General features: G+C 33.1%; 15 protein-coding genes and 1 pseudogene. 1 reads left to right on the forward strand and 15 read right to left on the reverse strand.

Features of this window, described 5'->3' with window-relative positions:
• From ACTQX6_RS01700 to ACTQX6_RS01720, 5 genes and pseudogenes are all read right to left on the reverse strand, one after another.
• A pseudogene (locus ACTQX6_RS01700) lies at positions 1–636 on the reverse strand (IS1634 family transposase); the annotation flags it as partial.
• 1,043 nt (positions 637–1,679) lie between these two features.
• A complete protein-coding gene (locus ACTQX6_RS01705) occupies positions 1,680–3,038 on the reverse strand; it encodes a recombinase family protein (RefSeq protein WP_441657326.1) in 1,359 nt (452 codons plus the stop codon).
• Positions 3,039–3,223: 185 nt separating this feature from the next.
• Positions 3,224–3,382 carry a hypothetical protein gene (locus ACTQX6_RS01710; protein WP_441657325.1) on the reverse strand — a complete coding sequence of 53 codons (159 nt, stop codon included), beginning with the start codon at positions 3,380–3,382 and terminating at the stop codon, positions 3,224–3,226.
• Positions 3,383–3,397: 15 nt separating this feature from the next.
• On the reverse strand, positions 3,398–4,522 hold the full coding sequence (locus ACTQX6_RS01715; protein WP_441657698.1) for a rolling circle replication-associated protein: 1,125 nt from the start codon (positions 4,520–4,522) through the stop codon (positions 3,398–3,400).
• 338 nt (positions 4,523–4,860) lie between these two features.
• Entirely contained in the window at positions 4,861–5,109 is a 249-nt protein-coding gene (locus ACTQX6_RS01720; RefSeq protein WP_441657699.1) for a hypothetical protein, read from the reverse strand.
• Between the two features lie 35 nt (positions 5,110–5,144).
• On the opposite strand from ACTQX6_RS01720, the gene ACTQX6_RS01725 reads away from it, so the two are divergent.
• Positions 5,145–5,333, forward strand: coding sequence for a hypothetical protein (locus ACTQX6_RS01725; RefSeq protein ID WP_441657322.1), 189 nt, complete (start codon positions 5,145–5,147; stop codon positions 5,331–5,333).
• Between the two features lie 94 nt (positions 5,334–5,427).
• Here ACTQX6_RS01725 and ACTQX6_RS01730 read toward each other — a convergent pair whose 3' ends face one another.
• The 10 genes from ACTQX6_RS01730 to ACTQX6_RS01775 all read right to left on the reverse strand — a co-directional run bounded on the left by ACTQX6_RS01730 (position 5,428) and on the right by ACTQX6_RS01775 (position 14,717).
• Entirely contained in the window at positions 5,428–6,438 is a 1,011-nt protein-coding gene (locus ACTQX6_RS01730; RefSeq protein ID WP_441657700.1) for an FtsK/SpoIIIE domain-containing protein, read from the reverse strand.
• 116 nt (positions 6,439–6,554) lie between these two features.
• The gene (locus ACTQX6_RS01735) at positions 6,555–7,205 is read right to left on the reverse strand and encodes a hypothetical protein (protein ID WP_441657320.1); all 651 of its coding nucleotides are present in this window, start codon (positions 7,203–7,205) and stop codon (positions 6,555–6,557) included.
• Between the two features lie 16 nt (positions 7,206–7,221).
• The gene (locus ACTQX6_RS01740; protein ID WP_441657319.1) at positions 7,222–7,728 is read right to left on the reverse strand and encodes a hypothetical protein; all 507 of its coding nucleotides are present in this window, start codon (positions 7,726–7,728) and stop codon (positions 7,222–7,224) included.
• 1 nt (position 7,729) lies between these two features.
• Positions 7,730–9,382, reverse strand: coding sequence for a phage tail tip lysozyme (locus ACTQX6_RS01745; RefSeq protein WP_441657318.1), 1,653 nt, complete (start codon positions 9,380–9,382; stop codon positions 7,730–7,732).
• On the reverse strand, positions 9,382–11,253 hold the full coding sequence (locus tag ACTQX6_RS01750; RefSeq protein WP_441657317.1) for a helicase HerA domain-containing protein: 1,872 nt from the start codon (positions 11,251–11,253) through the stop codon (positions 9,382–9,384). The genes ACTQX6_RS01745 and ACTQX6_RS01750 overlap by 1 nt, the downstream gene beginning before the upstream one ends.
• Positions 11,234–11,638 (reverse strand): hypothetical protein, encoded by a 405-nt coding sequence (locus ACTQX6_RS01755; protein WP_441657316.1) that lies wholly within the window; start codon positions 11,636–11,638, stop codon positions 11,234–11,236. Before ACTQX6_RS01755 ends, ACTQX6_RS01750 begins: the two co-directional genes overlap by 20 nt.
• Before the next feature lie 16 nt (positions 11,639–11,654).
• The gene (locus tag ACTQX6_RS01760) at positions 11,655–12,203 is read right to left on the reverse strand and encodes a hypothetical protein (protein WP_441657315.1); all 549 of its coding nucleotides are present in this window, start codon (positions 12,201–12,203) and stop codon (positions 11,655–11,657) included.
• Complete coding sequence (locus ACTQX6_RS01765) at positions 12,200–12,493, reverse strand: hypothetical protein (RefSeq protein ID WP_441657314.1); 294 nt, start codon at positions 12,491–12,493, stop codon at positions 12,200–12,202. The genes ACTQX6_RS01760 and ACTQX6_RS01765 overlap by 4 nt, the downstream gene beginning before the upstream one ends.
• Before the next feature lie 191 nt (positions 12,494–12,684).
• Positions 12,685–12,903 (reverse strand): hypothetical protein, encoded by a 219-nt coding sequence (locus ACTQX6_RS01770; protein WP_441657313.1) that lies wholly within the window; start codon positions 12,901–12,903, stop codon positions 12,685–12,687.
• Positions 12,900–14,717, reverse strand: a complete 1,818-nt coding sequence (locus tag ACTQX6_RS01775; RefSeq protein ID WP_441657312.1) for a hypothetical protein — start codon at positions 14,715–14,717, stop codon at positions 12,900–12,902. The genes ACTQX6_RS01770 and ACTQX6_RS01775 overlap by 4 nt, the downstream gene beginning before the upstream one ends.
• Positions 14,718–14,735: the final 18 nt, after the last annotated feature.

The raw sequence follows: 14,735 nt of genomic DNA on the forward strand, positions 1-14,735 counted from the left end.
CCGTTCCTGTTCGATTTCAAAATAATAGTTGGTGCAGTCATAATACAGAATATGTGTGTTCCTCGGATGAAGAAAATTAGAATTCCGGTATAATTCAGCCTGAATATAATCACATTCCTGTGCCAGGACACTCAAAGCTCTGTATAAATCATGAAGTTGATAGTTCGGCTTTTCCAGGAGAGTCTGACAGTATTGAAAGGAGCTTAATTTACTTGAAGGATTTAAAAACCTTGAATAAATCAAATCTGACAGAATGGCATTCAAGTCAAATTGATAATCGTGCCGGTTTTTAATATTTCTGCAAATGTTTTGAATATGAAGAGAGTAATAAATACTCTGCAGAAACAGATACCCGCAGTTAAAGGTGCTTTCCCGGTTCTTTTGAACAGGGACATTGGGATTGAGAGCAATCGAAATAGATTCATGTTCTTTATTATATTTTTCGGTTTCGATTCTGGCCTGCTCTTTGGCCCAGGCCATGACACCATCACGATCGGTATTTAATTTTTTGGATAAATCGGAGAGCTTACCCAGTTTTTTATAGATTCTGGAAGTACTTTTTCCGGAATCATTGATATAAGCAAGATTGATATAGAAAGATTCATCATTTTTAGATTTCGTTGTCGTCACGCGCATAATACCATCACCATAGAAATTATATCACAAAATACAATAAAATACGATATATAAAATCAAATAATTTGACAAAAAAAGTAAAAGAAAAGCGCCTGTTTAAGCGCTGAAATGAAGTTCATTGATAAAAATAGCTGTCAAACTCCCGGCTCTTATCATAATCGTGTCCTCATTTCTTAGTTATTGTAACATAGGTAAATGAGTCACTTTCAAGAGCTGCCATAAAAAAATTCTTCTTACAAGATTTAATTAAGAAGGAAAACGCTAATAGAAGATGACGTAAAACTTTATGTAAAGAATTATCAGTCAATACCACTTGGCCTGTTAATCAGCGATTATCCTTGCACAATTCTTATCGATCTGATATATTATGTTCAAGGAGTGAGTTTAGCGTTTCGCTCTTTTTTATTTTGTAATCTCAATGATTATTTCAATCAGTCGCCTAATTACATGAATCAGGCGTTTAATTCTTCTTAAAAGAAATAGAATGTTTATAGGTATAAAGATTGATTCATACATATGACAATATCTTTTTGGTTATCCTTGCACAATTCTTATCAATCTGATATATTATGTTCAAGGAGTGAGTTTAGCGGTTCACTCTTTTTATTTTGTCATTTCTAAAATGATTTCGATTAAACGTCTAATCGCATGAATCAGAAGTCTAATCTCTTTCAAAAGGTTTATCGCTTTATCCATCATAAGCAACCCCTTTCTAATTCCATTCCGCACGAGGCCCAACGGCTTTATACTAAGGATTTCTTTTAGAATGTTTCACTCCCTGAATAAGGGACTTACGTGAATTTTCAATGCCCAAATTGACTGAATCTGTAATATAGGTCATTATATAGATATAAAGAAACGAACCATTTATGAAGAATAAATATTTACTCATAAATAGTTCGTAATAATAACGATGGTGCCATAATAGCTGATTCTAACGAACCAACCTTCGGACATTGAAATTACACTTATAAAATAAATTATTTATCTGCTACCTATATTCTACACCTGTTTTATAGGATAAGCAACTATTTTATTAGTTTTTATGTCATAGAATATTGTACATCCACTACAGATTTTAATTTCAAATCTACTACAATTTTTGAAATATTTTCTGAAATCAACACTGCTTTTGATTTTGCAGTTAATATATCACCCTTTCTCACATTTTCTGCTTCACTTTTATATTTCTCAATTTTACATTTTAAAATATTTGATTGTTTTTCAATCATTTTTAATTTCTCCATATAATTTTCAAAAGTGATTTGTTCAGCACTATATAAGAAAAATAACTTCTTCTTTTCTTCAGTTTGCTTATCCAATTTCTTTTTAGCAGCCAAAATATCTGGTGTGACTTTTTCTGTTAATAAAACACCATGTTTTGAAATATAATCAATTAAAATCTGCTCATTGATTCTATTTTTATTTTCATCTTCATAATACTTATAAACTCTGATATCACCATTTGATAAAGTTTTATTAGAAGCCGTATGCTTTAACAAAGTACCTGATAAATCATACACCTTACTTTTGAATATATACTGATTTACTCGTTCTGGCATATGCCAAGATGAATTTTTAATTGCCAATTCCTGTTGTTCTTTGGTCAACAATGTTTCACAATCCAATTCAAAGTATTCATTCCGAAAAAAGATTTCTCCATGATAAATAGGATTCTTTATAATTCGTTTTATGGCATCCTCGGAGATTGTTATTTTTGCTTCCACAAAGTCTTTATCTTTTCTAATAGTATTTCTAATCTTTAAAGCAGAATATCCTTGAATAGCCCAATCAAAAATTTTACGAACCAAAGGGAAAGTGATTTCATCTGGCTCAATTCCGCTTTTCTTTACTTCTCGTACATTTCCATGAATTTCTTTTTCTTCATATTTTGAAATTCTTTTATAACCGAATGGAGGAGTACCACCAAATATATAATTTCCTAATTTTGCACCACCAATCATTCCATTGATTGTACGTTCTGAAATTGTGTCTTCTTCCCATTCAGCGATTGAACCTATGATATGCACAAAAAATCTTCCAATAGCCGTGGACAAATCAATTTTATCTTTGATACTGATTAAATCCACGTCATTTTCTATAAACAGTCGTAATAAGTAATCTAAATCACCCAAGCGCCTTGTGAGCCTATCCAAAGAATAAATGATGATATATTCAACTTTTTTAGATTTCACTAAATCAATCAACTCATTCATTTTTGGACGATTCAAGGTCTTTGCACTTTGTCCATCCTCATTTAAAACTTTTATCGGATTCTTAAATTCTTCAAATTCAATATAAGCACGTGCCTTATTTTCCTGTTCAATCAGATTATAACCATCTTGTGCCTGTTGCTGTGTTGACTCTCTATTATATATCACCAATAATTTTTCACTACTCATACTTCTATTTTTAGAAGTTCCATACCTACAAAAAATGTTATGAAATGATGTTAATCAAATCATAACATTTTAATCCTTTATTTCCTAGTAACCATCAATCATGATTGAAATTTTATCATCCAGTGTACTGAATACTTTTATTTCAACATCCTCTGATTCATTTCTTTCGCATAGAGATATCGCAACTAATCGATTTCTAAATTTTTCAGATTCGATTTTGAATTTTTTAATGCTTGTTGCAAATCATTTGTTTCCGTTTTAATAACCTGTTGTTCTGATACCTCGAAATAGTACCCATGTGCTAATTCATATAATACTGTCTGTACATAATATTTATTTTTCATTTTCTTTTTCTCCTTCTACTCAAACCAATCAACTGGTTTACGTTTAAATTTGCTTTGCAATTCTACTGTTGGTTGCATATCCCACAGTTTATCTAAATGAGCATTGATATTATCATAATTGATATATTCATTGAACCAGAAGCGACCGATATATTCGTTCGCACCTTCAAAATTGCACCGACATTCTCCCAAATCATCAAATAGTAATATATCTTCTAATTGTTCATCTGATATAAAGATGATTTCTGGTCTTTTTAATCCTTTTGATGACATATAAAACTTTGTACCTTTCGTGATGTATTCTTCTTCCAAGGTCTTTTCCACATACTTTAGCAAGTAGTTTATCGTTTCATCATAGGTTTTTACTTTCTCTATATCTACTATGCCATTACCCCAAATGTCCTGTAATTCTCTTTTTGGGATATAGGGCATACCATAAGCGATTAAGTGTATATGCCAACGTTTTGTAAATTGTGTACCTCTTTCCAATACAGCGATATGTTCAAAAGATTTTCCTTTTTTTCGCTTATACTGTTTTTTGAATTGTTTAAATTTATAAATCACCTGTTCTCGTGTCGGTGGTTTCCTATCGATATCACGAAAGGTCAAAGTAATGAATTTATCTTCTGTGTCATATTGACAGATATTTGACCATATCAGTCTTTTCAATTCACGTTTACATCTTGAAATTGTTTGCGGCGCTCTTTGATAAGGTTCATTTGATTTAACTTTACTTTGCAGACGAGCTTCTCTTTTTTCCGCTTTTCTTTGTTTTTCTTCTTCTGTTAATTTATCATACAATTCACCCTCAACAATATATTCACAATCATCACTTCCTAACTCTCCAATCCGCACCTTGGAAAATCCATGGGGAACTGCATTTTCAAAAGTATAAATCTGAATCAAATTACCACATTTTACTATTTTTTTATTGTAATTTCCCAACTCAATTTCACCTCCAAAATACTTTAGTGTTCTTAAGTTTGGTTCTAATGTGTGCGTATATATAACAAGGGAAATATACGCACGACACCCGCAAGCGGGTGTCGGTGGGGCTGTGCTTCGATATACAAGCACATCACGCACAGCCCCATCCGAACTACTTTTTGTTTCTGGTTTAGAAACTTTTATATTCCTCATTTTCGTACAATCAATCACAAATCATTCTGTCGTTTCATCTCGTGAGAAATAACAACAAAGAATAGTCAATGTGTCATTTATTCATTTCTCTATGAAAAAACCATTCATAGAATCCCGTATGAACGTCAGAATGCATCTGTATTCAACAAAATAAGAAAAAATGAACTCATATACATATAATCATTAAAAGCGCTTAGAACGCTTTTAAAAGGCTTATAAACGTATTTAGCCAAAAAGAGATGGTGTATTTTCCATATCCCACCCACAAAGAAAGAAAAGGGAAGCATCATAAATCCGTAATTGTATTTATTTAAACGATCACCATTCATCAAAGCCCATTACATATCATAGTTTTTGCCATACCAGTCTTTTTGATCCACTGCAGCCTTTTTCATTTTTCCTGAATACACCATCCTATTCTTCTTTTTTTTTATGTCATATATCCTCTGCTTCTTTTGGCTATGTTCATAGCACAGCCACTCATAAATACAAAAGTTTTCTCGAAAATTTTTTAAAAAATTCCTTTCAATAATTTTGTTAAAATATTTTTCAATTTCCTTTTGCATTTCTTCATTCGCCTGTGCCATTCCGTAGCTGTCAAAAGAAAGTGAGGATATTTAAAATGACATTTGACGAAAAAGAAGAATTTTTGAAAGACATGGTGGAACAGGAAAAAATCGATGAAAAAGTTTGGCAGTTTGCTACAAGAACTTATGGATTTAACAATAAAACATTTGATGATATTTCTGTTTGGTACTTTGGAACGGACGTTGAAAACGCATTTGAAGATTACAACAATGGGTATCTATGATACCCCCTTTTCTTTTTTTATCCACCCTTGGGAAAATCCAAAGCAACCTGAAGGTTGCTATCCTAAAAAACGACATACAAAACGCTCTGCGTTTCTAGTCGTTTTTCAGGACTTGCAGGGTGGCATAATAGGGAATAGCGTTCACTTCAATTCTGTCACCTTGACCAATCCAAGCCTTGCCGACTTCCAGTGATTTCAATGGTTCATCAAACATCATTCTGCTGGATGTATCACTGAAAGAACCTAATAAAACTCTGCACATAAAGTTATCTCTCATAGCCCCCTTTATATAGGCGGTATCGCCACGTTGCATAGTTACCAAGAGGTCATACCCCATAGCACGACCTAATAATAGTATTGCTCTGATATCTTCTTCAAATACCTCACGTTGCTTTTTTGTCATGCAATCCAGAAGCACAATGTATTCTTCCAGTACAAGGATTTTGCTGTTCATAGATTCATCATCAACAAAATTTGTCAGCCCCATTGATTTTAACTCTCGCTGTCTTTCCAGCATTTCCAGACGAAACGCATGAACAAAATCTATCACCTGTTCGATATTTGATACTTCATTGGATATATACCTTGTGAACAAATCTCTGTAGCTGTAGTAATCTACCATTTTTCCATCTACGAGCCATACATCCGTATTGGAAGTAAACAGTCCATTTAAAACATATCGCACAAATACCGATTTTCCTTGTCCTGTTTCTGCAACAATCAGACAATGCGGATATTGCACCCAATCCCAGAACGTCAGACCATCAAAACCAGTACCTACAGATACAGTTGTTCTGGTAGCCTGTACTTCCTTTTTAGGGTGCAGAGATACCAGAACATCAAAATATAAATAGCCTTTATCTTTTTGTAAAACTGTGGTTACACTCGTATGTAATTCCACAGTTTCCTTGAAATGCTGGTATTCTGTTTCCGTTGCTTTTTTGTTAAATCGCACACGAACACGAACCGCATTTTCAAGCTGGGCAGTCCAGCATTTCAAAGTTTGTCTGTCCTGATTGTCTTTTTCAGAATAATCTCTACAGGTTTTTCTAACCTCATTGATAATTCTTTTTCTGGTCATATAATCTGAAAAGTTCTTTTTCATAATTTTTGAAAATATAAAGGCAGAAAAAATACTGAATCCATTTATAAACCAGTACACAATATCAGAAGAATTTATCATTACTGTTCTGTGATAATGAATACGTTTCTTCTTTTTCATCATTCATTCTCTTTCGATTCATCAGACTTCTTTTCTTCCTGTTTTTCATCTTTCTTTTCATCTGATGAATCATTATCCTTTTTCTTTGCTTTTTCTTTTAATTCCTCAGACTGTTGTTCAATCAGATAATTTTCACCTTTTTCAGATAAAGTATCATTTTTAAACAGTCGATAATCAAATTTCATTTCCTGTGTTTCTAAATCTTTTTGCGATACTTTTACAGTGACATAATAAACATTTTCAGGAAGTCCAATTTGTAGAATGGATTTTCTCTTTGTTGTGATTGTATCTTTTGTCATGAATATTTTTTCGCGTATCAGTTCAAAAGGGAGTTCATTTCCTTTATCATCCAATACCTCAAAAGAAGTTTCATATTTCTTTTGATAATTTAAAAAGGTTTCTTCCAATGACAATTCACCTAAATTCTTTTCTTTATCCATGATAAATTGTTCAGTAGTCAACGTATCGTTATTCAAAGACAATTCATATGTTTCACTGTTACTTGCCATTGGTCTATCATCTGGAAACCACATTTTACTTGTTGCCAATGCACCCACTATTAATATTAAACAAAATAAACCCAATAACAGTTTTTTGTTGTAGCCATCTTTTAGTATGATATATTTTTTTTCACTTTCTGATTTGAACATATATTCACCCCTCACATTAGACGAGAAGCAAAGCCTGTTTTAAACGCTTCGCTTCTTTAATCGCTATCAAATCTTTTTCATCAAATACTGCATATGTGCCATCTTTAAAATGACAGTACAATTTTTTACGTTTACTTTTTCGATATCTAAATGTTTTATCAAAAAATACTGTTACAGGGAAACCATTATCACCTCTGCAATAAATCAAATCTCCCTGAACTAAAATATCTGGCAATGTTTTTCCATGTAAAATCAAATCTTGTATTCTTACAATCTTTTCTTTTCTGGAAAAGTAATCTGTTATATAGACCATAGTATGTGTACCAGATGGACTATTGAGCAAACGTATTTCGGAAAATATAAAAACACTATCCATAGTTCTGACATAATCTCCCAGAACTACTTTTTTCATATCCAATAAATGGTATGGATGAAAGAAGCTGTATAAATCTTCGAACTTCTTTTTCTTTGATTCTTTGGACTTTTCCAGACCAAACAAAGGTACTTGTTCAAAATCTGTCATATTATCTTGATACAGGATTGGCAAAAGTTACTTCACCATAAAATTCTTTTAACTGTGACAAAGTTAATTCTCTTTGCCACCAGTCACCATTTGCTTTTTCTCCTGTTTCTCCGTTTGTACATTCCTTAATAGCGAAAGTCCAGTCATCTGTAGCATTGTTCAAATTCGCTTCCTGCACTATCAAAGTATCGCCCTTAATGTCAACGATAATACCAACATGATTATGACCATTTTTATTGTCACTTGAAAAAATAGAACCCTTTACAGGTTTATCTGCCTTTTTATATCGGTCTTTATTCAGTTTAGTTAGATTATCCACCCAATCATAGCCCATAGCCGACCACGAAGGCGCCCATCCATAAACTTCCTTTAATCTACCCCAGACAAACCAAGTACATTGACCTTCTAAACCTAAATATGGATTATCTGAAGATTTCCATATCTTTAAATCAAATTTAGGTTTTCCATTCAATTTTGAATCTCCACCAATCGAATAATTGGCACAGGCTACGTGTTTTGCTGTAGAGGTGCCACGAGAACGGACAATATCATATATCTTTTCATAGGTTGTCTTATCGTAATGCACACCATCATCACTGGCCATGCCATCTTTGATTTGTAAATAGGTGTTTAGATATTCAATACCACCAATCAGTTTACTAGATATCGTTTCATTGAACTTTTCAATCTGTTCATTCTTCACATTACTCGATTTTTCATCATTTACAGGATTTACCGATAAAACGATAACCTTATAGGGCTTCCATTCATTCTTTTTCAGTTCATTTAATTTATCGGCGTATTTATCTACATTATCCAAATCATTGACACCTAATCCAAAAACGATTGTATCGCCTTTTTTCACTTTGTCATTGACCTGTGCTATAGCAGTATCTGTAAACCAATCATAGCCTTGACTTTCTTTAGCAATATAAATGTCTTTATCTGTTTTCTTTGCATTTTCCATGCCTACAAAGCGAGAATCTCCCACCCAAATCACACGACCATCATTTAACTTTCTTGAAATAGTAACCTGTGAAACATTTACTGATTTCATATCCTTTAAAATCTGTTCAGAATGAGAAATTCTCCCCTGTACTGCCTGTGGGGATTGGTCTTTCGGTCTTTCGTATTCCAGCATGACAGCCTTTGTCACATTGGCAACACTGTTACTTCCTTTCAATTCATCCAGAGATGAAAAATAATTACCCCAGTTCCATTTCATAAATTCCTGATTATACAAAAAGTCTAACTGCATTCCCAAGTCTTCACGTTTTTTATTTTGTGATTTAGCATAATCAAATAAAGCCTGTTGTCTGCCAGCTGTTGTCCATTGTGCAATTCCAAAACCTGTCGAACCCAATTTAAACTCTTGACCCGCTTCTATGATAGCTGGATCAAAGTGACTTTCTACATAAAGATTTCCCATAATGCCAGCTGTAGCTTCTGGAGAAAACCCAACTGTACGAAAGAAAGACCAGATCGCTTTTTTATTACCTTCCTGTGTTCCGTCAGAATCCAAATTATACGTAAATTTGTTGAACGTATCACAATAGTTCTTTTGCCTTCGTTGATTTTCACCAGCCATTGCCCCCAATAGGCAAATAAACACAAGGGAAGGTAAGGACAAGATAATCAATGCTTTCTTTAGCATTAAGCACCACCCTTAAAGTATTCACGCTGGGCACGTGTGATTTCAGAAGTAAACTTGATTTTTCGTTTTTTATTATCAATAGCGAAAAACTGACGTTCTCCGTGCAATCCTTTTTCAAATCGTGAAATAACCGCTACATCTTGTGCAGTGATATCTGGTATATATTCATGTAATCGATTCAAAGTTTCCTCACCACACTTGCCAATATATTTATTAGTACAAAGGCTGAATACTTCACGAATCAATTTATTACCGCCTGAATCTGTATTTCTTCCAAATTCTTTTTCTAAATCTTGCACATCATGAAATACATAACCCAATCCAACATATGCCTTTCTTGCGAATTTCAGGAATCGAAGATTTGTTTCGAAGAAATAGATATCTCCATATTCCATAGTTTCATCCACCAATATACGCATAGTATAGATTGGTCGTTCCAAATCATAGGCATTTAATCCTCTGGCTTGCATAGCTTTTTCGTTTCTTTCTTTATTAAGGTACATACCATACGATATGTAATTCAAAAGCAGAGACATATAAGAAGATTTCACCCTTTTATCATCATTAGAACGGAGAAAGGAAACATCAAATCGAATGCTTTTTGTAAGGTCAAAATCAACATTTGTTTTTCTGTTGAACAGATATCCATAAATATCTATCATGCGTTCCAATCCTAAACGCAACTTATAGATATCCTGTAAGGCTTCTGATTCATACATATTTTGTTTATATTTTCTATTCGCTTCCTCAAGCACTTCTTCCAGAAGAAACCATTCTTCATTGTTGATTTGTTTAATGGAGCGTCCGATAAAAGGTCTGTAGAAATCCTTTAGTAACAATTCTAAATGTGTTATTACTTCTGGCTTGTCAATTCCTGTAGCACTTTGGAATCTTCCTGAAACTAAAGCAATCTGTGTACTGATATCATTTTCCGAAATCCTGTCTATATGTTCTTCGTTGGAAACATGAAAAATCTGCATTAGATTTACATTGTTCTTTTCGTCAATGGAAATAGTTTGAATACCCAGTTTCTTTGCATATTCTTCATATTCTCCGTGAATGTCAAATACATATAAAACGTGATTTCCGAAACTAAGCAGTTCTTCTTCAAAGAGTTTTCGCAGTGCGGATTTACCAGCACCCATACCAGCCATATCAAGGGTATTGTAGCTGTAATTATCAGCAAATTTAAAAATATCAGGAGCGTATAAGCCTGTGTCTGTGTAACCTATCAATCCCATATTTTTATCGATTCTGTTAATCTCTGAATGATTTAAGAATTGGGATATAGTTCTGCTGGCTACCATCTTTTTTATTGGATTGGAAAAGCTGGTCAACGCTTTATAATCCTCTACCAGATTGTTCGTCTGGATGAATCCATTCATTTTTTTAAAACTCAATTTATCAATCAGCTTATTAACTTTGTTTTGTAGTTTTTCCAAATCTTCCGCAAATACATAAACTCTCAAAGATATCTGAAATACACTGTCCTTCAGATTATCGACATAATCTGAAAATTCCTGTAATTCCTGTTTTGACTGTAAAGCACGTCTAAAGGCAGTAAATCGCTTGGCATCATATTGCTTGTCCTGATGTTTTTCAATCATTTTATCAATTTTATCATTTGATTCAGCTGGTGATAAACAATGGCAATCCATAGTAACCAGTACATCCTGATAGCCAATTACATCATTGAAAAATCCTGTATAAGTATATTTATCAAAATCGAAAATCTGTAAACATGTGCAGTATTTATTACCGTTGATATAGTATGTTTCATGAAAACTGATTCCTGATTTAGAACATACATTTCTTAGAAAATCCATGTTCTTTTTATTCACTTTAAAATCTTTATGCCTGATAATTTTCAAAATTCATCACCTGTTCACTTTCTTCTATATCTTTTAATTGAAGTATTTTTAAAAAGTCATTGTGTTTATCATCGTAAAAGTGAATATGTGTTCCATAATCATTCATTTCTGATACTGTAAGAGGAGATAAGAAATAAAAGCTATGTTTCATCTTAAAAGGTTTTAAATCTTCATCATATCTTGCGATTGCGACATATCCATCTTTACACCTGAAAATCAGAACCAGTGTAAAATCATGCACATTGAAATAAAATTCAATATTGTTTTCCACTTCTTTAATTCGTTTTTCATTTTTCAGTTCTTCTGGTTTTAATCGTTGAAACCATTCAATCATCTTTCCTGATTTTACAAGTCGTACCCTGTAATCACGTGGTTTTAATTCCAAACTTTCACCTCATTTCTTACATAATGTTATTGTTTAGTTCCATCATCAAATTTTGCAGTTGTCCACCCTTTATTCTTTTAATTCTTAAAAAGGAAGGTGCAAATTTTTCAAAGTTTGACATCAAATCTTCTGAAATATAGAAATACATTGTTGTATAGCGAATCCGATTATGAAATTTCATCACTTCGATTCTCTCCAGCATACGTTCTTTTAATCCTTCATTACTTTCTTCTTTTACACGTTTCTCAAAAAAATCAATGTTTTCATCCAGATTATTCTTTTTCTGTGACACAAACTGAATTTTGATATCACCCTGTAAAGTCTTAATCAATTCATTCATGCGATTTTCATTTCGTTCATCCATTGAATAATCCAGTCCGTTTGCTTCAATGTAACTACATTCAAATACTCCATATAGTTTATTTTCCTGTGTCTGTATCATGTCATTTTGAATGTCAATTACACCGCTGGAACGTACACTTTCTGCCAATAAGTAATCTTGCTTTTCTTTTGCCTTAGTCTTTTTAACTTTGACCTCTGGTTTGTGTTTTAAAGGGTTTCTCATTTCACATTCCACAGCCTTTCTTTATCGTGCTTTTCTTTTGTGTATTGCATGGCATATATAAGGCGCATATACCCAATCGAACCATGATTGATTCTGGATGGTAAGATGGCATAGGCTGTACACAATACATATAAAGCAGTCAATACAGGAGATAGCCAACTGTGTACATGACTTGAAATCACTTTATCTCCCAGTAATACAACAACCATAACCATCATGATTGCCTGAAAAGGAACTGCACTATCTTTAAAATTGTTTGTCTTTGCTGAACTTGGAACAGGTACTCTCATTTTCTTTTTTCTCACTTTCTATTTTTGTTTCCGAAATAACATGACCGACTAAAGCTACTAAAATTGCAAATAACATTATCAGGAAAACGTATAAAACAATGATGATCCATGCTGGTACATTCATTGTTCTTCACATCCCATTTCTTTCTTATGTTCTAAATAATATTGTTTCCATTTCTGCATATTGTTACCTACTCAAAAGAGAGTTCTTCATAATCCTCTGTAAATTTTTCACAAATCTTTTCATACTCTTTTTCGTCAATTTCTAATTCCGTTCCGCAGTATGGGCAAGTAATGAAGGGATTTGTATTTACGTTACTATAGTAATATTCTCGTAATTCCATTTTTAATCCACACTTTGGACATCCACCAAAAAATGGAGAATATTCTTCTTTTAATATCACTTTCATTCTTTCTTATCCTTTCTGTCTTTCTTCAAATATGGATATAATTCAATGTTTTCATCCGTTGTCTTTGGATGATTTTTTTCAGATGGATTGTGCTGGTTGTGATTTTCATATCCTTTGTTTTCCTCATGATTCTGTTTCTGTTCTTCCAGATAATCATTCATTTCATTTTGCTGGTCATTGTCTGATAAACTTTTCTTTTCATCCAAATTCTGTATGTTGTCAAAGGAATGATTTGATTCATCCTGATGGCTTTCATCATAAATTCTTTTTTCATTATCCTCTGATGAATTTTCAAATCTTGGTTTTTCCTGACTTTCATCTTTATCAAATTGACTGTTACCTGTATTCTGTGACTTTGATTCATCAAAGGTTTTTGGTTTATCATCCTTTACAGAGCGTTCTTCATTCTGTACCGACTCATAACTTTGTTTATCCATAGATGGGGCTGGTAAAGCAAGCCTATTTTTTGTTTCTTCATTTGCACGTTTGTCCGCACTGTTTTCTTTAAATTCTTTATAAGTCGACTTAGCGTCTTTATAAGCAGTTTTTCCTCTGTCTTTGATAAAATGACCGCCGGATTTTGCGCCTGAGCCTACCACTCTTCCAAGCTGACGAGCCATAAACATATTTTTCAAAGCGCTCATTGAACCATCATCAATACCCAAAAAGTCATTGATAAAGCCAGAACCTGTAATAATTGACATTCCGACTGAAAGAATTAAAATCCCTTGTACCAATACATTCTTTTCAAAACTATTCATTATACCCGTTGAAATCAGGGTGAATAATTGCATACTTGCATAAAGAACCACAAATCCTAATGCTGTGGAAACACCTTCTTTTAATGCTTTACCGATATGCGATACATCCATAAATCCTTTTCCCAGTGCAAATTGACCGAATACATAGAAACTCAACCAGTTATACAGCAGATAGCCGATTTTAAAGACTGCCAACAAATAGATAAAGAAAGTAATAAAACAAAGCATATTGATATAAACCCAGTTAGGTTTAAAGCGATAATAGCTGATTTCAAACATTCCCAGAAAGCCACCATCTAAATCTTTTTCAACTTTATTCCAGTTACTTTTACCCTCGGCTACATCCATTTCAATCGTGTAAAATTGATTCAATCCACCTTCACCATCTTTTTCCAAAAGAACATCCGTATTCAGATATTTCAGCTTTTCTTTCGGTACATCCTCCGCACTTAATGTAGTCAGCTTATCTTTTTTCAAAGATTGCTCAAAATCATACGTATTATCCAAAAATATCTTTTCGGATGTCAGAAAATCCTTCTTATTGAATACATCACCAGTTATTGACATCAGGTCATTCTTGGCAGTATTCATCAGAGAAAACAATGTTGAGAACATAGCCACAGCCATCAGTACCAGAAATCCGTTGTACAGTGTCTTTAAATTGTTTTCGAGTTTGAAAAGACGAATTACAACCACTATCACAAAGCAGATAAATAAAATTGAATACAATACAGTTTGAATGTTTGTCATGACACCAGATAATAGAGAAGATAAACCATTTGTTTTTCCTTCGCTGTCCACTGCCATGAAATCAAATTTTGCAACATCATTGAATCCTGTTTCTGCAATGTCCAAAAACCATTTCATCAGACCATACAGCCAATTTCCTATTCCTCGTAATGTACTAGTCAGAAAATTGTTTGTTTCCATCTGTTCATAAACTCCGTCTGGTACTTCGTTTATGTCCTTGGCATAGACAGAAATCGTTGAAAGAATCGGAATACAGAACACAGATAATGTGATTGCCCATGATTTCCATTTTGTTTTTCTCAATTTTTCACCTCATTTCTT

It is taken from the genome of Faecalicoccus sp. LCP19S3_E2 (genome assembly GCF_052121255.1).
Classification (GTDB): Bacteria; Bacillota_I; Bacilli_A; order Erysipelotrichales; family Erysipelotrichaceae; genus Faecalicoccus.